This is a genomic window from Streptococcus mitis, from assembly GCF_003944325.1.
GTDB classification, from domain to species: Bacteria; Bacillota; Bacilli; order Lactobacillales; family Streptococcaceae; genus Streptococcus; species Streptococcus mitis_CW.
Genome location: NZ_RJPX01000014.1, coordinates 18,814 through 38,639 on the forward strand (window position 1 = coordinate 18,814; position 19,826 = coordinate 38,639).

23 protein-coding genes are annotated in these 19,826 nt (G+C 42.7%); 2 read left to right on the forward strand and 21 right to left on the reverse strand.

Annotated elements, in window-relative coordinates; translation table 11 throughout:
- Nucleotides 1-6: 6 nt before the first annotated feature.
- The 17 genes from D8787_RS05420 to D8787_RS05500 form a co-directional block, all read right to left on the reverse strand.
- Nucleotides 7-2,403 (reverse strand): primosomal protein N', encoded by a 2,397-nt coding sequence (locus tag D8787_RS05420; protein WP_125421552.1) that lies wholly within the window; start codon nt 2,401-2,403, stop codon nt 7-9.
- 65 nt (nt 2,404-2,468) lie between these two features.
- On the reverse strand, nt 2,469-2,783 hold the full coding sequence (gene rpoZ / locus D8787_RS05425; RefSeq protein ID WP_000979235.1) for a DNA-directed RNA polymerase subunit omega: 315 nt from the start codon (nt 2,781-2,783) through the stop codon (nt 2,469-2,471).
- A gap of 24 nt (nt 2,784-2,807) precedes the next feature.
- Nucleotides 2,808-3,434, reverse strand: a complete 627-nt coding sequence (gmk, locus tag D8787_RS05430) for a guanylate kinase (RefSeq protein WP_000775041.1) — start codon at nt 3,432-3,434, stop codon at nt 2,808-2,810.
- A 128-nt stretch (nt 3,435-3,562) separates the two neighbouring features.
- Nucleotides 3,563-5,176: a ribonuclease Y gene (locus D8787_RS05435; protein WP_000404936.1), complete on the reverse strand. Its 1,614-nt coding sequence runs from the start codon at nt 5,174-5,176 to the stop codon at nt 3,563-3,565.
- A gap of 202 nt (nt 5,177-5,378) precedes the next feature.
- Nucleotides 5,379-5,633 carry a Txe/YoeB family addiction module toxin gene (locus D8787_RS05440; RefSeq protein ID WP_050212115.1) on the reverse strand — a complete coding sequence of 85 codons (255 nt, stop codon included), beginning with the start codon at nt 5,631-5,633 and terminating at the stop codon, nt 5,379-5,381.
- 3 nt (nt 5,634-5,636) lie between these two features.
- Entirely contained in the window at nt 5,637-5,891 is a 255-nt protein-coding gene (locus D8787_RS05445) for a type II toxin-antitoxin system Phd/YefM family antitoxin (RefSeq protein WP_000388572.1), read from the reverse strand.
- A 131-nt stretch (nt 5,892-6,022) separates the two neighbouring features.
- Entirely contained in the window at nt 6,023-7,120 is a 1,098-nt protein-coding gene (locus D8787_RS05450; protein WP_125421555.1) for a nucleotidyltransferase, read from the reverse strand.
- 9 nt (nt 7,121-7,129) lie between these two features.
- Nucleotides 7,130-7,870 (reverse strand): class I SAM-dependent DNA methyltransferase, encoded by a 741-nt coding sequence (locus tag D8787_RS05455; protein WP_125421558.1) that lies wholly within the window; start codon nt 7,868-7,870, stop codon nt 7,130-7,132.
- A gap of 321 nt (nt 7,871-8,191) precedes the next feature.
- Nucleotides 8,192-8,545, reverse strand: coding sequence for a ribosome silencing factor (rsfS, locus tag D8787_RS05460; protein WP_125421561.1), 354 nt, complete (start codon nt 8,543-8,545; stop codon nt 8,192-8,194).
- A gap of 11 nt (nt 8,546-8,556) precedes the next feature.
- A complete protein-coding gene (locus D8787_RS05465; RefSeq protein ID WP_125421564.1) occupies nt 8,557-9,057 on the reverse strand; it encodes a cysteine hydrolase family protein in 501 nt (166 codons plus the stop codon).
- Entirely contained in the window at nt 9,058-9,651 is a 594-nt protein-coding gene (yqeK, locus tag D8787_RS05470; protein WP_125421566.1) for a bis(5'-nucleosyl)-tetraphosphatase (symmetrical) YqeK, read from the reverse strand.
- Entirely contained in the window at nt 9,651-10,280 is a 630-nt protein-coding gene (locus D8787_RS05475) for a nicotinate-nucleotide adenylyltransferase (RefSeq protein ID WP_125421569.1), read from the reverse strand. The genes yqeK and D8787_RS05475 overlap by 1 nt, the downstream gene beginning before the upstream one ends.
- A 50-nt stretch (nt 10,281-10,330) precedes the next feature.
- Nucleotides 10,331-10,642, reverse strand: a complete 312-nt coding sequence (gene yhbY, locus D8787_RS05480) for a ribosome assembly RNA-binding protein YhbY (protein WP_049501124.1) — start codon at nt 10,640-10,642, stop codon at nt 10,331-10,333.
- Nucleotides 10,643-10,855: 213 nt separating this feature from the next.
- Nucleotides 10,856-11,962, reverse strand: a complete 1,107-nt coding sequence (gene yqeH, locus D8787_RS05485; protein WP_125421572.1) for a ribosome biogenesis GTPase YqeH — start codon at nt 11,960-11,962, stop codon at nt 10,856-10,858.
- Between the two features lie 2 nt (nt 11,963-11,964).
- Nucleotides 11,965-12,492 carry a YqeG family HAD IIIA-type phosphatase gene (locus D8787_RS05490; protein WP_260471379.1) on the reverse strand — a complete coding sequence of 176 codons (528 nt, stop codon included), beginning with the start codon at nt 12,490-12,492 and terminating at the stop codon, nt 11,965-11,967.
- A gap of 14 nt (nt 12,493-12,506) precedes the next feature.
- Nucleotides 12,507-13,415, reverse strand: coding sequence for a magnesium transporter CorA family protein (locus tag D8787_RS05495; protein ID WP_125421578.1), 909 nt, complete (start codon nt 13,413-13,415; stop codon nt 12,507-12,509).
- Between the two features lie 51 nt (nt 13,416-13,466).
- Nucleotides 13,467-14,033 (reverse strand): mechanosensitive ion channel family protein, encoded by a 567-nt coding sequence (locus tag D8787_RS05500; RefSeq protein ID WP_125421581.1) that lies wholly within the window; start codon nt 14,031-14,033, stop codon nt 13,467-13,469.
- Between the two features lie 150 nt (nt 14,034-14,183).
- Between D8787_RS05500 and sstT the strand changes: the two genes are divergently transcribed.
- Entirely contained in the window at nt 14,184-15,389 is a 1,206-nt protein-coding gene (sstT, locus tag D8787_RS05505; protein ID WP_125421584.1) for a serine/threonine transporter SstT, read from the forward strand.
- A gap of 67 nt (nt 15,390-15,456) precedes the next feature.
- Entirely contained in the window at nt 15,457-16,410 is a 954-nt protein-coding gene (locus D8787_RS05510; RefSeq protein WP_125421587.1) for an aromatic acid exporter family protein, read from the forward strand.
- A gap of 153 nt (nt 16,411-16,563) precedes the next feature.
- Here D8787_RS05510 and asp5 read toward each other — a convergent pair whose 3' ends face one another.
- Genes asp5 through gtfA form a run of 4 tightly spaced genes read right to left on the reverse strand, consistent with a single transcriptional unit; the run spans nt 16,564 to nt 19,818 of the window.
- Entirely contained in the window at nt 16,564-16,791 is a 228-nt protein-coding gene (asp5, locus tag D8787_RS05515; protein WP_125421590.1) for an accessory Sec system protein Asp5, read from the reverse strand.
- A 4-nt stretch (nt 16,792-16,795) separates the two neighbouring features.
- Nucleotides 16,796-16,975 (reverse strand): accessory Sec system protein Asp4, encoded by a 180-nt coding sequence (gene asp4, locus D8787_RS05520; RefSeq protein WP_001287962.1) that lies wholly within the window; start codon nt 16,973-16,975, stop codon nt 16,796-16,798.
- 1 nt (nt 16,976) lies between these two features.
- Entirely contained in the window at nt 16,977-18,314 is a 1,338-nt protein-coding gene (gene gtfB / locus D8787_RS05525; protein ID WP_125421592.1) for an accessory Sec system glycosylation chaperone GtfB, read from the reverse strand.
- Nucleotides 18,307-19,818, reverse strand: a complete 1,512-nt coding sequence (gtfA, locus tag D8787_RS05530) for an accessory Sec system glycosyltransferase GtfA (protein ID WP_125421595.1) — start codon at nt 19,816-19,818, stop codon at nt 18,307-18,309. The genes gtfB and gtfA overlap by 8 nt, the downstream gene beginning before the upstream one ends.
- Between the last annotated feature and the right edge of the window lie 8 nt (nt 19,819-19,826).

The window sequence follows — 19,826 nt, forward strand, 5'->3', positions numbered from 1 at the left end:
TCCTTCTTATAAAAATTGCTGTGGCTCATGGTCAATGCTGAGACGGAGCTCACTATTTTCCCGTTCTTGAGTCAAGGCCAGAACCTGGTTGAGGGTCGACCCCAGCTCATCTTCTAAACGGTATTTAATCAAAATCTGGTAATGATAGAGGTTGTGGGTACGAGCAATGGGCTTGGGCGTCGGCCCGAGAATCTTACTGGTCTCTGACAAACCTGACCGCAAAATGTTCATCACTTCATAGGCACGTTTGATTACCTCTTCTTCCTTCTTGTGAGAAAGGGTAATGCCAATGGTGAAATAGTAAGGTGGATAACCAAGTTGTCGTCTGATTCCCATTTCATAGGCATAAAAACCTTCGTAGTCCTGGTCTTTTGCAAATCGAATAGCATAATGCTGAGGATTGTAAGACTGAATCAAGACCTGACCAGCTTTTTCAGCCCGACCTGCTCGCCCTGCCACCTGAGTCAAGAGCTGGAAGGTTCTCTCAGAAGAACGGAAATCAGGCAAATTCAAGGCCGTATCCGCATTGAGCACTCCGACTAAGGTCACATTTGGAAAATCCAAACCCTTGGCAATCATCTGAGTGCCAAGCAAGATATCCGCCTCTCCTTGACCAAACTGGTCAAGAAGAGCTTGGTGACTACCTTTCTTACGAGTCGTGTCCACATCCATCCGCAAAATGCGGGCCTGCGGAAAGAGTTCTGCCAGCTCGTCATAAGCCTTCTGAGTTCCTGTCCCATAGTAACGAATACTGCGACTCTTACAATTAGGACAGACCTGAGGAATGTCCTTCGAAAAACCACAATAATGGCAGTTCATAGTCTTGGTATCCATGTGCAAGGTTAGAGAAATATCACAGTTGAGACAAGTATCCACCGTCCCACATTCCCGACACATGACAAAGCTAGAATAGCCACGGCGATTGAGCATAAGAACCACCTGCTCTTTTTTAGCCAGACGATCTTGGATGGCTTCTAGCAAAGGGGGCGTAAAGTTTGACGTCTCATTTTGTCCGATATAGTCCCGAAAATCAATCACTTGAACCTCAGGAATCCTAGCTAAAGGATTGGCACGTTGGATCAGACGTAAATGTTGATAAACACCTTTTCCAGCCCGCGCACGGCTTTCCAGACTAGGAGTTGCTGAACCAAGGACCAAGGCCGCTTGATGATACTGAGCCCGTAAAAGCGCCACATCTCTAGCATGGTAACGGGGATTACTGTCCTGCTTATAAGTCGCTTCGTGCTCCTCATCGATAATCATAACACCTAGATTCTTCAGCGGAGCAAAGATAGCCGATCTGGCACCAACAACAACTTGGGCATCGCCACGCTCCACCTTACGCCATTCGTCGTACTTTTCACCATTGGACAGGCCTGAGTGAAGAATGGCCACTTTCTCACCAAAACGAGCGATAAAACGCTCCGTCATCTGAGGAGTCAAGGAAATCTCAGGCACCAGCAAAATGGCTGTCTTGCCCTTGTCCAAATCCCCTTGGATTATTTGTAAGTAAACCTCGGTCTTCCCACTTCCTGTAATCCCTTGAAGGAGGAAGGGAGGCTGATGACTACCAATAGCACTGACAACCGCATCACGCGCCTGTCTTTGCTCTGGATTCAACTCCAAAGGCTGACTTGCCTCAATGCCTTCAAAATAAGCAGCCGAGCGTTGAACTTCCTTTTGAACTATGGTCACAGCACCTTGTTCCACAAAGAAGTTGACTTGCTCCCGCGAGTAGGACTCTAACAAACTAGCCAAGGAAGCACTCTCAGGATGAGACAGCAAATAGTCTCTCAGTTCCAACTTTTTCTTGGCGCGTGTAGAAATCTCTACACTTTCTAATTGAGCAAGGTCTACCTCATACCAAGACTGAGTCTTGACCTTCTTTTGATCGATTGCCTGATATTCTAGACCAAGCAGGCCTTTTCTAGTCAAACGCATCATTTCAGCTTGCTTACCTAAATCTAGAGAAGAAAAGGCAAGTGAATCCTCTGAACCAAACAAGCGCTCTCGGTCTTCCTGACTTAGGCCTTCCAGAGGATAGAGAATCTTGTCATAGCTGGAGTTTAGAAATCCCGGTAACATAGCCTTTAGAATGGAGATTTTATAGGAGAAGACAGACTTGCGGAGTTCCTCAGCCAGCCAGAGTTGTTCTTGCGTGAGAACAGGAGAAAAATCCAACACCTCAGCAATATCTTTTAAATCTTGATTAGCCTCTTCTTCATCTGGTTGGGACTCCAAACCAAGCACAATCCCTTGAATCAGGCGATTGCCCTTACCAAAAGGCACATGAACCCGCATCCCAACTTCCAGCATTCCCTCAAACTCCTCAGGAATCCTGTAACTATAGGGCTGGTCCGTCTGCATCAAGGGCACATCTACGATAATCTTGGCTATAGCCATCTTCTCACCTCCTCCTTGTCAGTAGATTCTTGCAATAGAAAAAATAAGATTGAGTCCCCCCAACCTTAAATTTTTTCACCATCTTCTTTTTCTTTAGCGATTTGCTCTTTGATTTTCTTTTCTTCTTCTTCTTTGCGGCGTTTTTCTTCTTCGATACGGCGACGCACAGCTTCACGTTTTCCTTCTGGATCTGGATGAATTGTAACGTTTCCTGATTCGATTTCTTCTAAAGCGCGAAGAGTTGATTTTTCAGATTTGAAACCTTGAGTAGCTGGCGCACCTGCTTCCAATTCGTGGGCACGTTTTGCTTCCAAGATTACGAGTGAATATTTTGAAGGAACCTTGTCAAGCAAGGTATCAATAGAGGGTTTTAACATCATTTGCTTGTACCTATTTTCTAAATTTTATCGAGTAGTTGGAGATTTTGGTAACATTTCCTGATAGTGACCAATGACACGATCCACACGGAAGTGCTCTGCTTCGATCACACGTTTGACACGCTCAGCAGCTAGGGGCACCTGATCGTTGACAATCGCATAATCATACTCACGCATGAGGGCAATTTCTTCCTTGGCCTTTTCGATTCGTTGGGCAATCACTTCTGCACTATCTGTTCCACGTCCTACCAAACGATCTTGCAATTCATCTAAATCTGGTGGTGTCAGGAAGATAAAGACAGCATCTGGAACCTTTTTCTTGACCTGAAGAGCGCCTTGCACTTCAATTTCAAGGAAAACATCGATTCCCTTGTCCAAGGTTTCATTGACATAGGTCAAGGGAGTTCCATAGTAGTTGCCGACATATTCTGCGTATTCCAACATCTGTCCTTGACGAATCAGCTCTTCAAATTCTTCACGAGTACGGAAGAAATAGTCAACACCGTCCACTTCTCCAGGACGTTGTGCGCGTGTCGTCATCGATACAGAGTATTGAAATTGGTTTTCAGAACTCTCAAAAATCTCTCTTCTAACCGTTCCTTTTCCAACCCCTGAAGGACCAGAAAAAACGATTAGTAAGCCTCGGTCTGCCATTGTGTCTCCTTTTAGTCAGTCTGTGAAATAACATTTCTCTAGAATAATGGCAAAAGCCAGATTATCCTTTACAGTCTTTCTATCTAGTGTAACAAAAAAGCAGTAATTTTTCAACTGCTCTTTCTTATTTATTTGGCATAATCTACTGCACGCAGTTCGCGAATCACGGTTACCTTAATATTTCCTGGGTAATCGAGATTGTTTTCAATTTTTTCACGAACTTTGTGAGCCAAGATTGTGACTTTGTCGTCCTTGATTTGTCCTGGATTGACCATGATACGGATCTCACGTCCTGCTTGAAGGGCAAAGCTAGTTTGCACTCCTTCAAAGCCGTTAGCAATTTCTTCCAAATCATGAAGACGCTTGATGTAGCTTTCAAGAGACTCACTACGAGCACCTGGACGGGCTGCACTCAAGGCATCTGCTGCAGCGACGATTACTGCAATGACACTCTCAGCTTCGACATCGCCGTGGTGGCTAGCAATCGTATTGACCACAACTGGATGTTCCTTGTACTTACGAGCCAATTCCATACCGATTTCAACGTGGCTACCTTCAACCTCACGGTCAATGGCTTTCCCGATATCGTGAAGGAATCCAGCACGACGAGCAAGAGCCGCATTTTCACCAAGCTCACTAGCCATAATACCAGCCAACTTAGCAACCTCAATCGAATGACGCAAGACATTTTGTCCATAAGAAGTACGGAACTGCAAACGTCCCATAATCTTCATCAAGTCTGGATGAAGGTTAGGCGCACCAATCTCATAGGCAGCGGCCTCACCGTATTCACGGATCTTATTGTCAATCTCCTGACGGTTTTTCTCAACCAACTCTTCGATACGAGCTGGGTGGATACGACCATCTTTGAGCAACATTTCCATAGTCATACGAGCAATTTCGCGACGGATTGGATCAAAACCTGACAAGGTCACCACTTCTGGTGTATCGTCGATAATCACATCGACCCCTGTCAAACTTTCGAAGGTACGAATGTTACGACCTTCACGACCAATAATGCGTCCCTTCATAGTATCGTCTGGCAGATGAACTGTTGAGTTAGTTGACTCCGCTACATATTCACCAGCGATACGTTGCATAGCTTGAACCAGGATATCCTTGGCCATTTTATCAGAACGTTCCTTGACCTCTTGCTCAGCTTCGCGAATACGGCTAGCAATCTCCTTGGTCAAGTTTTCCTCTGTCTGTGCCAAGATAATATCTCGTGCTTCTGCCTGAGACAGGGCACCAATACGCTCTAGTTCTGCTTCCTTTTGTCTTTCGACTTCCTCTAATTGCTCTTCACGCGCATCAAGGTTTTTCGCTCTATCAGAAATACTTTGTTCTTTTTGTTCAAGTGTTTGTTCTTTACTCGTCAAATTGTCGTCCTTACGGTCGAGACTAGTAGCTCTCTCTGTCAAACGACTTTCGATTTGTTTGAGTTCTTGACGTTCTGATTTGAATTCAGCGTCCACTTCTTCACGGTATTTTCTGGCTTCTTCTTTGGCCTCCAATAGTGCTTCTTTTTTAAGAGACTTGCTTTCACGTTTAGCTTCATTAACCAGTAAATCCGCTTCACGCTCAGCTTGTCCACGTAAATTAGTTGCTTCTTGTTCAGCATTTAAAAGCATCAACTCTGCAGCTTCCTGAGATGATTTCATCTTGGCTGAGATGCTGACATATCCAATGACTAAACCAATGATGACGGCAAAAACAGCAATCGCAAGCGACATGATTTCCATGTTTTTACCTCATTTTATTGTTATTCCGAATGACATACATTCTTTTACATTCTACCATAAAAAAGTGATTTTCACAAACCTAAAATAGAATATGTTTTGGGGAAATTGGAGTTTAAGCACCTATAATTTATTAGTATAATCTCTATTTCTTAGAAATAGTAGTTTAGCAGAGATTTGAGAAAAAGCCCACCTTTCAGTAGACTTAGTAATGATCTTTGAAAGACAAGAAAGCCACGCTATCTCCATCCATCATATAAATCAAGCGATTTTCTGCGTCGATACGACGTGACCAGGCTCCTTGGTAGTCATACTTGAGTGGTTCTGGTTTACCAATTCCTGTAAATGGATCGCGTTGAATATCCTTGATTAGTTTGTTTATTCGTTTTAGGGTTTTCTTATCCTGATTTTGCCAGTAGCAATAATCAACCCAGGCATCTTCTGTAAACTTGAGCAGCATTTCTTACTCCTCAATAACATGGACCTGAGTGCTTCCAGCACGGACTTGGGCCATTCCTCGCAAAACCTTATCAGAAAGTTCCTTATTTTGAGCAATTCTCAGGGTTTCTTGAATACTATCCCACTCACTCTTTGAAAGGACTACAATGTCCTCGTCTGGATTTTTATTGACCACCGTCAAAGGCTCAAATTCATCGTTTACCTTCTTCATGTAGTCTTTTAAATGATTTCGGAACGTTGAGTAAAGAACTGCTTCCATAACCATACCTCGTTTTACCTCTTTTCCACTATTATACACAAAAAGAAAGAAATTGTCAGGAACTTGTACAAGATTTTCTTTTCTATCTATTTATTCGTAAAAAATCTCAAAAAGCCTACTTTTCAGTAGACTTAGTTTGTTTCTATTCTAATCGGCACTCTTCCAAAATTCTGCTCTGCTATACTTGGATTTCCCAGTTGGTAAATCTGGTCTGCCTTTTGAGTCATGGCATCCCAGGGTTCTTTGCCAATTCGGCTGACTAGATTGACCTGTCCTTTCAGAGACTTGAGATGTTGTCTGCCTTTTTCAGTAAATCCAAGGACATGAATGGCTTCTGGCAAGTCACTTTCTCTGGCCTGCACCAAGATATAAGTCAAGAGGCGTCTGACACGCGCCTTGGTATAACGCTTGGTCGCAACCGCTTCGACCAATTCTTCCACAGAGTGTGCCGTCTTGATGGTATCCTTGATGCGCACAGCCATTTCTTGATTGACCTGATAGATGGTGGTAAGGTCAAGATTTGACAAGATTTGATAGCGGAGCAAGGGAAAATAGTCTTCCCAGCTCACCTTACTGGTCTGCTCAAAGAGGGCAACAGAAGGCATAAAGCGTTCTAAGAAATTTTGGTCTGACTGATTCTGACGCAGGGCTGTCGCAGAGGCAAAGTCCACATCCTTGTCCACAGAATGGAAACCCGCCCCCTGACGCTGAATCGGATGGAGTTTGATGTTGCGTCCCGCAACCGCCTTGGCATAAGCAAGAGCAAGGACATGATTGGGGGTATTTCCTGAAAAATCAAGACCAGCAAATTCCTTCCACATGGCCTGGGTCTTCTGGGGATAGGAAAGGGAATCAGGCAGATTTTCCACAAAATTTTCCATCTCAGCACCCTGCTCTGTGTATAAGTCAGCGATTTTCTGGTAATCCAGAACTTCTTCTGTACCAAAAGATAGGGTATCAATACCCAACCGCGCCAAGATATCCACAGCTCCTTGGCCAAAAAAATCCGCAGCCTGAACACTGACTAAAAAGGGCAATTCCACTACCAGATCCGCTCCATTTTCCAGCGCCATCTGGGCCCGTGTCCACTTGTCCACGATAGCAGGCTCCCCACGCTGCATGAAATTCCCAGACATAGCCACGATTTTTAGTCCCTCAGCCTGCTCCAGCAGGTATTTGTGGCCATTATGAAAAGGATTGAACTCGGCGATAATACCTGTAATGGTCATGATGTTCTCCTACTTCTGCGCTACAAAAAACCATCGTTTGCTAGTTTCTGTTGGCTCCTTGTCCTCAAAGTCCGCATAGAGTTTGAAGGACTTGAAACCGGCCTGTTCCAGCAAAATATCATAGGTCAAGACCTCATAGGTCCGCTCCTCATGCACTTCATCGTGGCGACTAAAGGAACCATCCGCTTCCTTGATAAAGAAGGTCAACTCATGCACGATGGAGTGAGGAGCTTCGTCCTCATAGGTGTCCCAAAGCATAGCGAAATCTTCCGCATTCTCATGGTAGAAATAGCCTGGAAAAACTTCATCTGTCTGGTAGGTCGAATGCACATCAAAGATGAAGACCCCATTTTCATTGAGGACATTATACACTTCCTTAAACACGTCCCCTACTTCCACCTCATCCTGCATGTAGCAGATAGAGTCCGAATAACAAGTGACAAAGTCGTATTGACCTGCCTTGGATAAATCCAGCATATTGCCTTCAATAAAATCAATCTTTTGCTTGGCTGAAGCCGCTCTCTTCTCAGCAATCTTCAACATATCCGCGCTCAAATCAAGTCCAGTCACATCAAAACCAGCCTGAGAAAAGCGCACAGACTGAATTCCTGTCCCACAAGCCAATTCTAAGAGCTTCTTTCTCTCCTTAGTCTTAGGCAAATGACGAAGCGAAAAATCCGTCCATCTATCGTATAAACTGTCGTCCATGACCGCATCGTAAACAGCCGCAAAGGTTTCATAAGTTGCCATAAAACATGATACCAAGTCCGCCCGTAATTCGATAGAAAATTAGGAGCCTGACGATGGAGCCGAGCTCCAAGGAAGGCTGTCTATTTTCCGAGAATTACAGGACGGGTTCAAATCCTTTCTAAGATACAAAGAGCCTTAAAAGCAAAGAGAACATAGGAAACTTTCTGCCGTATCATCAGATACAAATTAAGTTACTCTTTTTCCCTCAGCTTTTAGCTCGTGTTCAGTTTCAACATCAACCAGACACGACGCCCTTACCTTTCTATCCTTTTTTTCTAAAATAAGCAAAGAAACCCAGTTGACTACAACTGAGTTCATCTTCTAAGCAAGTGCTTCTGAAATATCTACTGAATTAGCCTCATGCCATAGCTTCTCTAGGTTATAGTGGGCACGCATTTCTTCTGAGAAGATATGCACGACAACAGCACCGAGGTCCAGCAAGACCCATCCTCCAGCTGCATCGCCTTCGATATGGTTGCCTTTAAAACCAGCTTCCGCTACTTTTTCACGGATATTATCAGCGATAGCATCCAACTGACGGCTATTCATCGAGCTAGTGATAACAAAGTAGTCTGTCACACTGGTCAATTCTTGTACATCAAGTGCAAGGATATCCTCTGCACGTTTCTCATCCGCCGCTTTCACGACTAGTTCTAGTAATTCTTTTGCGTTCATTTAGTCCTCTTTTAAAAAATATTTTTATAATCTAGGACATCTGCAAAGCGCTCCTCCCAAATGTCCTCATAAAATTCATTAATCGTTTCTGCTGGAATATCATCCCCATCAAAGGTTGTGACAGCACCTTCTGGAATAATAAGCTGATAGCCATATTCAAAGGCAACCTTGACAGAGGTATCCACACAATATTCTGTCTGCATGCCACATAAAACTAATTTTTCAATCCCCTGTTTATCCAAGTATTCTTTTAAGCCAGTTTCTTTGAAAATACTATTATACTTCTTCTGAAAGACCTTTTCATCAGGTTTTCGATTTAAAAGCGCAGATAACTGCCAATCTTCTGATGTTTGGGCTTCAGGATTCTCAATATGTTGAACATAGATAATTTCGATATTCTTACTTCTAGCCTGGTTTTGTAAATAAGAAATTTTTTCCAATAGACTATTTGTCTGAAAACCGGTTTCCACTAAAATATTCTGAACATCAATGATTATAAAAGCTGTCTTCATTTAGTCCTCTTTCAAATAGTGCACATAGGCGTTATAGGTTTCAAGGGTTTGGGGATAGATGGGAAATCCCTGATGAGCTAGATGCTCCACAGTACGAGCTGTTTCGTAAGCTACTGCCTTATTGAGCGATAGCTCAGCAATTTCACGAGCCACATCCACTCCTGGAAAGGCTCGATTATGCTCGATATAGTCTGCTACATAGATAACCTTATCTAGGTCTGTCATCTGGTCAGCCCCGACTGTATGGATTTCAATGGCTCGCAGAATTTCAGAGTCTTGTAAGTTCAAATCTCCCTGAATCTTGTAGATGCCAACCATACCATGCCAGACATTATTGCCCCAGTTTTTGAGATCAGGGTCTAACTGATAACGGTCAATCAAGTCTAGAAATTCCTGATCTGACAGTTTTTTAGCATAGTCATGAAGAAGGCCTGCTAGACCAGCTTTCTCACCATCTACTCCAAATCGCTGGGCCAGTTCTATGGCTGCACGCTCCACACCCAAGCAATGGGTTAACCGTTTTTCAGGTAGAAGCTCTGCCATTTTTTCCAACAAAGTCTCACGGGAACAGTTGATATAGTCTTGATAAGCCATCAGTAGAGTCCCTCCTTCTCGATGTAGTCTAGTACAGGCTGAGGCAGGAGAAAGTTGGGTTTTCGACCTTGGGCAAGGAAATCACGCACCATGCTGGACGAAATATCCATGAGAGGCACATCCACCCAGATAACTGGATAGGAAGTCCCTGCCTTGTAGCGTGGGCGCTGAACCCCCACAAACTGAACCATGTCGACCAGCTCATCAATTCGGTACCACTTAGGCAGATAGTCCACCATATCCGCACCGATAATAAAGTAATAATCTGTGTCAGGATGTTGCTCTGTCAAGATTTTCATGGTGTCGTAGGTATAGGAAATGCCCTTGCGCTCTAGCTCAATGGTTTCAATGTCCAGACCTTCAATCCCCTCTATCGCCAACTCAAGCATCTTGAGACGATGGTGTTCAGGAATGGTTTCCTTTTTATCTACATGAGGTGGTTGGTATTCGGGCATAAGCAAGACCTGGTCCAGTCCTAACTGTTGCCGCACTTGATCCGCAACAATGAGATGGGCATTGTGAACAGGGTTAAAATTCCCCCCTAAAATCCCGACTTGTTTACGTTTTTTCTCCTTGATTTCTGGCTCCAACTCTACCTTAGTAAAGGGAGTTAATAATTCAATTGCCATAGGCTAGTCTCCTTTATTTCTCTGTAAAAACAGTTGTTTGGAGTAGTTCTTTAGATTTCTTTGACTTTTTTAGAAATCTTGCGATTTTCTTTCTTGCTGGATTGTTTAAACAAAATCAAGATGCGTCCGATTTTTTGGACTGTATCCACACCGATTTCTTCTTCTAAGATTTCAGCTACTTCGTGAATGTTTTCATCTGTATTTTGCAAGAGAGTTATCTTAATCAATTCACGCGCGTCAAGAGCTTGGCGGACGCTGGTTTTGATTTGGTCGTTGAGACCATTTTTCCCGATTTGGATGATGGGTTTGAGGGTGTGTGCCTGGCTGTTGAGGAAGGCACGTTGTTTTGATGTTAATGACATAATTTCTTCCTTGTTTTTTTGATAGTTATTTTAGGTGGTGAGGGACGGTCGGAACTAATTTTCCAAAGACTCTCATCTTTGAAAAATGGATTTCCTGACCTCACAATTGAGCCTTGGTCTCAATTGTGCCCCTTGCCAATCTACAGATTGGCAAGACACCACGGCAATAACTATCGCTATATGAGCTCACTTTGTTCGCTCAGCGATTTTGTTTTAAATAATTGCTTTTCGTGTGACGACGGCGACGCCTTCTGGTGCCCAGACGGCGACTTTGGCGGTGCCTGTTACGCGGATCCAGCCGAGTCCTGAGATGACTAGGTCTGTCTTGTCCTTGATGTTAAATACATGCTCAAGCAGTTTTGGAAAATCTTCTTTTTCCTTGCTATTTGGTGGTGTCAGAAGTGTTCCAAGGTGCTTATCATAAAATGCACTAGCGCCTTCAAGCTTAGTACGATGCAATTTGAGTTCATTGTCAAAGAAGGCTGTGAAACCTTGCTTGTCACCTGCAATGAAGTCAAATCGTCCCAAACCGCCTAAGAACAGGGTTTGTTCAGGATTGAGCTGATAGGTTTTAGGCTTGATTTCCTTTTTAGGACTGACATACTTGAGGTTTTTAGCCGTCAAGTAGTGGGCCATCTGGTGACGATGGATGATTCCTGGCGTATCGTAAATATAAGATCCGTCGTCAAGCGGAATCTCAATCTTATCCAAGGTTGTCCCTGGGAAACGCGAAGTCGTGATGATATTCTGGTCACCCGTAATTTCTTGGATAATAGCATTTATAAGGGTTGATTTTCCAACGTTGGTTACACCGACCACATAGACATCACGGCCCTTACGGTAGTGTTCAATCTTGTCAATGACTTCCTTAATGGCATGTTTGTTTTGTGCTGAAGTTAGGACGACATCAACTGGACGAAGACCTTCTTCGTGGGCACGCTCCATCAGCCACTGGCTAATCTTGCCCTGTTTAACTGACTTAGGTAGGATATCTTTTTTATTTCCAACCAAGAGGACATCATTGCCTGATACAAAACGTGGCAAGCCTGGGATGACAGAGCCATTAAAATCAAAGATATCAATGACATTAACCACCAAAGCATCACCGTCTCCCACCTCGTGTAAGAGCTTGAGGAAATCATCGTCTGTCAACTGGACATCCGTGATTTCATTGTAGTGGCGGAGACGGAAACAGCGTTGGCAATAGACTTCGCCAGTCTCCAAACCTTTTTCAAGTGCCGACTGGGGGGTAAAGCCAAGACCAGCCTTGTCTGTCGTCTGAATGGTTGCTCCACAACCAATACAGAGAATTTCTTCCATAGTTAAATTCCTTTTTTATATGTAATCGGTCCGTACTTTTCAGTGATTTTTCGCATCACACGGCGCTCACGAGCTCGGTTAATCTGCGTTTTGATCGAGTCATGTTGGACCAAGGGTTTGACTAAAATCGAGCGAATGCCAGCACGGTGGGCTGCTCGAATATCTGTCATGAGCTGGTCGCCGACCATGACCACTTCACTTTTCTCATAGTGAAATTCCTTCATGGCACGGTCAATCCCAAATGTGAAGGGCTTCAAGGCCCAGTAAACGTAATCAATTCCAAATTTTTCAACTGCTCGTTGGACGCGTTTCTTAGTGTTATTTGAGACCACGATAATGCGAATGCCCGCGTCCCGAAGATCATGTAGCCATTGCTTCATCTCTGGCGTCCCGTCAGGGTTGTTCCAAGCTATGAGGGTATTATCCAAATCGACCAAAACAGCCTTGATTCCCTGCGTCTGCAGACTTGGGACTGTCAGATCATAGACTGCTTCCACAGCAAAATCTGGCATATAATTTTCAATCGCCATTCTGGCTCCTTTTCTTAACTTTTTTTCGCAATTTTCCTTAGTAACAATGACAAAACAATCCACAAACCTGCACTAGCCAAACTGATGTAGAGCCAAGCATGGGGCTCATCTGTTAAAGGTAGGGGAACATTCATTCCGAAAAAGCCTGTCACTACTGCCAAAACCGCTAGCAAGACTGAAATGATGGTCAAGGTTGTCAAATTATCATTCAGATTATTATTTAGAATATTGTTGTAAGATGCTGATAGTTGTTGGAGGACTTGAGAAATCAAGTCTGTCATGGATACCAGCTGATGAGCCTCAATCATGGCATCATCAAACTGTTCTCTCTCAATCTCATTAAAACTGCGATAGAGAGCATGCCCTTGGATATGTTCCAGCAACATACGATTTTGCTTGGCAGCCGCAGTAAGATAAACCATACCGGTTTCCAAGTCGGAAAGGGCAAAGAGGTTTTTCTTGGTCGTCCGCTGACGCAAGAGGCCATTGACCTCATCCTTACTCTTGTCCATCTGCTCGATGACAGGATAGTAGGCATTGCTGATGATTTCCAGACTAGCAAAGAGAAACTTGTAAATCGAAAGCGTGTCATGACTCTCCAGATAACGGGTCATCTGTTCAATGACATAGGCGTTCTTGGTATTACTAATGGTAATCAGGCGATGATGTTCCACGATAAAGGTCATGGGAAAGGCTTCGTAGTATTCCTTGTCCTTTTTCAAGTTCAAGACATTATAGATAAAGGTCACAGTCCCATTTTCACGGTGATAATCCATGTGGGCACGCTCATTTCTATCCAGTGCGTATTCAATGGTTTCCTTGTCCAAACCGTAGATTTCAGAAAGGTCTTCTAGTTTTTTCAACTTGTCCAAATCTAGGTCAATCCAGGTACAACCATTGCCCAGCTGTTTTTCTAAAAACATCTTCTCTCCTTTACCAAACTCTTTCTATTGTACCATAAATCTGCTAACATTTCAGGCCTGATCTGTCCGAGAGAAATTGCTGACGACGGTGATATTCCGATTGGGAACGAAGTGCAGAACCTGATTTTCTCCTCTAAGTTGCGTTGTTCGAATACCGACGCTGACAACCTTGCCCGATACAGTAATAGGACCATTTGTCAGAACAACTTCATCTCCTACATCCAGTTGATGCTCAAAGAGGATGAAAAAGCCATTGATGACATCAGACAGAAAGCCTTGGGCTCCCATACCGATGGCCACCCCAGCAATCCCAGCTCCAGCAAGCAAACTAGAAACTGGCAAGCCCAATATCGACAAAATGCAGTAGAGTAAAAAGAAATAAAGGGTATAATTAAACACATTTTCTAACAGACGTGAGATGGTTTTCTGACGTCCGATATCGTGACGAGACATTTTTAGAGAAGGTTTGACAATTCTCTGCACCATGGTATGAAGCAGTTTCTTAGCTATATAAAAGAGCAAAAACAGGAATAACAGAGAAAGTAGCTTGGTTAAGATACTCTCGATAATCGCTGTTAGATCAAGCTTATTGAGGTAGGTTTGAATAAATTCTTGCATAGAAAACTCCTTTTATTTATTATACCATACTTTCACAAGTGCCATTCTCCATAAATATTCAAAAATAATTTCAAAAATAGACAGAAAATTCTTGATTTTGGTTCATATTTATACTATAATCATAAACATTACACAACTAAGGAGGTTATTATGAAAAAACTCATTCATGCTTGGAATAAGGCAAGCCTAATCAAACGTATTTTGATTGGTATGCTTTTTGGAGGAATCCTAGGACTAACACTTCCTACTGTATCTGGAATCGGCCTACTCGGAGATCTCTTTGTTGGTGGTCTCAAAGCCATCGCACCTATTCTAGTCTTTGCTCTCGTTGCCAATGCCCTTTCCAAACACCAAAAGGGACAGGATAGCAATATGAAAACTGTTATCTTCCTTTATCTAGTAGGAACCTTTGCAGCGGCACTTGTGGCTGTCTTTGCTAGTTTCATCGTTCCAGTTGAAATTACCTTAAATAGTACTAATACAGAGGTTACGCCTCCTGATGGTATAGGTCAGGTTCTTAGCAATCTCTTGCTTAAACTCGTAGACAACCCTGTCAATGCCCTCGTCACAGCCAACTACATTGGAATCCTATCTTGGGCAGTGATTTTCGGGATTGCCATGAGAGAAGCCAGCAAAAATAGTAAAGAATTGTTGAACACCATAGCTGATGTGACTTCTAAAATTGTCGAATGGATCATTAACCTAGCTCCATTTGGAATCCTAGGCCTTGTCTTTAAAACTATCTCTGATAAAGGAATCGGCAGTCTAGCAAACTACGGTATTTTACTAGGACTATTGGTTACAACCATGTTCTTTGTCGCTCTGGTTGTCAATCCATTGATTGCCTTTCTCTTTATGAAGAGAAATCCTTATCCCCTCGTTTGGAAATGTTTGCGTGTCAGCGGAGTTACAGCCTTCTTCACTCGTAGTTCTGCAGCTAACATCCCTGTCAACATGAAGCTCTGTCATGACCTTGGACTCAACCCAGATACCTATTCAGTTTCTATCCCACTTGGTTCTACTATCAATATGGCAGGAGCAGCGATTACTATTAACATTTTGACACTTGCTGCAGTAAATACTCTTGGAATCCCTGTTGACTTTGCAACAGCCTTTGTCCTTAGTGTGGTAGCAGCTATCTCAGCCTGTGGAGCTTCTGGTATCGCTGGTGGTTCCCTCCTCCTTATCCCAGTTGCTTGTAGCCTTTTTGGTATTTCTAACGATATTGCCATGCAAGTTGTGGGGGTTGGATTTGTGATTGGTGTCATCCAAGACTCATGCGAAACAGCTATTAATTCTTCTACAGATGTCCTCTTTACTGCCGTTGCCGAATACGCAGCAGCCCGTAAAAAATAACTCATAAAGACAAGTCTGCTCAAGTCTTGTCTTTTCCACTTTTATTCTAACTTACTAGGAAATCCTTATGTCTATTAGCCAACGTACGACCAAACTCATCTTAGCTACCTGTCTAGCCTGTTTTGTCGCTTATTTTCTCAATCTTTCTTCAGCTGTCTCAGCTGGAATTATCGCTCTCTTGAGCCTATCTGATACCCGTAGAAGCACTTTAAAATTGGCCCGCAATCGTCTTTTTTCTATGCTTCTAGCTCTGGCTATCGGTGTTCTGGCTTTTCACTTGAGCGGATTTTATATCTGGAGCCTTGGTCTCTATCTGGCTCTCTACGTTCCTCTAGCCTACAAGATGGGCTGGGAAATTGGCATCACACCAAGTAGCGTTTTGGTCAGCCATCTCTTGGTACAAAAATCAATTTCTCCAGACCTTCTAGTCAATGAATTTCTTCTCTTTGCTATCGGTACAGGGTTTGCCCTACTAGTCAATCTCTATATGCCTTCACGAGAGAAGGAAATCCAGCTCTACTACACGCTGGTTGAAGAAAAGTTAAAAGATATCCTCCAGCGCTTCAAATATTATTTATCCAGAGGGGATGGACGCAACCGAGCACAGCTGGTTGAAGAATTGGATACCCTTTTGGAAGAAGCCCTCAGACTGGTCTACCTAGATCACTCTGACCACCTCTTTCACCAGACCGACTACCATATCCACTACTTTGAGATGAGACAGCGACAAAGTCGTATCCTGCGAAATATGGCCCAGCAAATCAACACCTGTCATCTTGCTGCCAGTGAAAGCCTGATTTTGGCCCAACTCTTTTCAAAAATTGCAGGCCAACTAAGCCAAACCAATCCTGCTTCTAATTTACTAGATGAAATTGAACGCTATCTAGAAGTCTTTCGTAATCGCAGTCTGCCCAAGACAAGAGAAGAATTTGAAACCCGCGCCACGCTCCTCCAACTCCTACGTGAAGCCAAAACCTTCATCCAAGTCAAAGTTGATTTTTATCAAAAATATAGAAAGTAAAAAAAGAAAACTTCAGATCAATCACAAAAGGTGAGTATCTGAAGTTTTCTTTTATTTGTAATACTCTTCGAAAATCTCTTCAAACCACGTCAGCGTCGCCTTACCGTACTCAAGTACAGCTTACGGCTAGCTTCCTAGTTTGCTTTTTGATTTTCATTGAGTATAAGTTAGCACCATAAAGGTTAGTAATAGGACGAATAAGGCCAAACTCACCAATAAAGTAAGCACCTTTACCAAAGTATTGCTCTGCCAGTAACTTGGTTTACCAATATTACTGGTAGCATCCATGGAAAAGAGTTGATTTTGACGGGGTTGGATGGTTACCAATACAATCAAAGCAAGAGATAGGACAATAGCTAAAACAATCAGTATGTCAATCATAGGCCTACCTCAAAATTCCCAATAAAGTAAAGAGTAAACCAATCAGAATCATCAAGCCCAGTAAAAGTGAAAAAGTCTTACTAATCTTTTCCCCTCGGGTTTCTTTTTCTTTCTTGATGGGTTTTTGTTTCAACTCTTCCATGCGGCCTTCAACGTCTTTGTAAAATAAATCTTCCTCTGACATGTTAGCCTCCTAAAACAGTTTGCATGGTTTCCTGATATCGCACCAAGTCAACATAGTTGGCATGTTGGCCTTGTTTGCCAAGTGCCTGACGCATTTGTTCAACATCTGAAAGGGCCAATTTAATGTTCTCAACCAAAGCAGCGACTTCACTACTTTCAAATAGATGGTCTGGAGCGATATAGAGTCTATTGTGCACCGTCTGATGAAATCCAAGAAGCAAGAGATTGTGTTCAAAGGCCTGACGCACTGCCTGCAATAACTCATTGCTATGGTTTATATCCAAGTAAATATCCGACAATTGATAGAGCTCCTGAATCTTCTGTGGACTAGCGTTCTGGTAAAGGACCACATTAGGATAACGAAGCATATCTAATAACTTAGAAGACATCTCTGTTACCGCTGCAATACGGAAAGTGACATCAGGCAAGGCTTCTACGATTGCTTCTACTTGCTCAATCTGATCGGAATTGGTCAAGATTAAGGCGTCTCGTCTTAGGAAATTATCACGTTTGAACTGGTAATGGTAACCCAAGTGGACAAACTGATCATGGTATTTCTCGTCAGTCAACTCTAAAGCACGTTCATAAGTCGCCTTGTTTGGAATGATGATTTTCTTAGTGCGCACATCATCACTCTCTAAAATCAACTGCATATTGCCTGGAATGGCATCATAGAGAGGTTCCTGCCAAACCAAAACATCTGAACCAGACTTATCTGGATGATGGAAGGAAACCAAGAAAGGAGTCGCTAAGGTATTAAAGATAAGCTGACTTGTATCTATTTCCAAATTTTGCAAAAAGAAGGTAATAAATTCAACCTTATTTGCAAAGTAACGCATGGACTGACCAGGTAAGGTCAATAAGATATCACCCGTCACATGGTTTTCAAGTAACACTTCCTGACCATTGACATCTTGGTAAACCGTCATAATCGGCTCACTATCTGCGCTATAGGTCGTTGTAGCAAAGCAGGCTCCGAAGCGATTATAATGGTCAACCTGACGTACTCGACCTTCCAAGTCTTTCCAATCTACCTGTTTAACCAAGCGAGCCTGCATTCCATCAGCATAATGAATAACGGCTCTCTCCTCTGTCATATCTTCAATGCGAGCAGACTGATTATTTCCTGAAATTTCCCAAAAAGCTGGAACAGGAACTTGGTTAAAATAGAGAGGTTTTCCCTTTTCATAGCCTAGATAATAGGTAAATGGGGACACCAGACCATCAGGTAGAAAACCATCTGCATCGATGACTACTCCAAGTTGGGAAAGACCAGTAGCTACTAGACTTTCATGTAAATCTCGACTTTCCTGACTATATCGATCATAAAGTTCAATCATGGAGCACCTCCTCTACTGTTTTTTTCCACTTTTCTAAAATTTCTTCGGTTAAGAAACCTTCTGCAATTTGATAAGAATGGGCACGCATAGCTTCCAAACGATTTTCCTGATACAATTGACAAATCTTAGCCGCATAAGCTTGCTTGATTTGATCTTCTACATGGTCAGATGAACTTGGAATCAAATAACCATTTTGGCCATCTTCTATAAAGGTCTGATTCCCATAAGGCACATCAAAACCGATTAGTGGTAGACCTGAACCAACTGCTTCCATCAAAGTCAAACCAAAGCCTTCGCTGGTAGAAGCCGTCAAGTAGACCTCATACTGGCTATAAATCTGCGCAAGATCCGCATGCCCCTTGAGCTGGATATAATCCTCAGCCTGATGAGTTGCAATAATGTCTCTAAGCAGAGAATCTTCTCCACCGCTACCATAAATATCAAAGGTTAATTCAGGTATTTCCTTACGAGCCTCAATCACCGCCTTGACCAACCAGTCAATGTGTTTTTCTTTGGCAAGACGTGAAGCCGTAATCAATGAAAAGGGTTTACGTCCCTGACTTGACTCAGTTAATGCATCAATACTTCCTACAGGAATGGTAACAATCTTTGGTTGATGCTGGGTATATTTGGCAAATTGTTCTTGCAGAACTTCTCTCTGCTTATCAGTTGATACAATAAAGAAGTCAACCTTATCTGCATTTGTAAACTGATAGTCATAATAGTTATTCCAAAGGATATAGTCCTCATTTGTAGCATTTTCACTATAATGCTCCGCATGAACAACTACCGCTAAATGCGCTGCCTGTGCTTCTTCAAACACAACCTGTCCAATACCTGTTTCTCTATCAAGAATGACCAAATCAGACTTGTTCAAATTCAAGGATTTCATAAAAGCACGCATGAAAGCTTGCTTTCCATAGAAAATCTTATCCTTAAAACGGTAAACTTCTTCCTTACCTTGATTCATCAAGATATCATAGGCTGGAGTCCCGTCCTCATTATAAAAAGTCCTTTGATATAGCACTGCAACATTGTCCTTGGGAGCAAAGTATTCGCTACAATAACGCGCATAAGAAAAGTAATCCTTACGAATCAGTTTTCCTTTAAAGACATACTCAGCATGTTGAACCAAGTCCTTGTCCTCATCAACCAAATAACAGGTTACAAACTTACCTTGGTCAGAAAAGAAGACACGTAAAACCTTGCCATTTTTTTCTCTGTGACTTTCTTCACCACCAAAGTAAGCCAAGACATCATCCACTGTCACGCTAGTCGGCGCAATCTTGATGTCTGTAAAATGATTATAAAGCCAGATCACTTGATCATCATCAAAACCAATATTTGCTGTTAAGTGCTGAATATTATCGGCTAAAATCATATCTGTAAAGATAAACTTAGAGGACAGATTTAATTTCCGAAAAACACCAGCACGATAAGCTTGGGCGTATTCAACACCGCTACTAGCCCAGCCAATGCCTAAATTTATATTATAAATTGTCATATATTCTC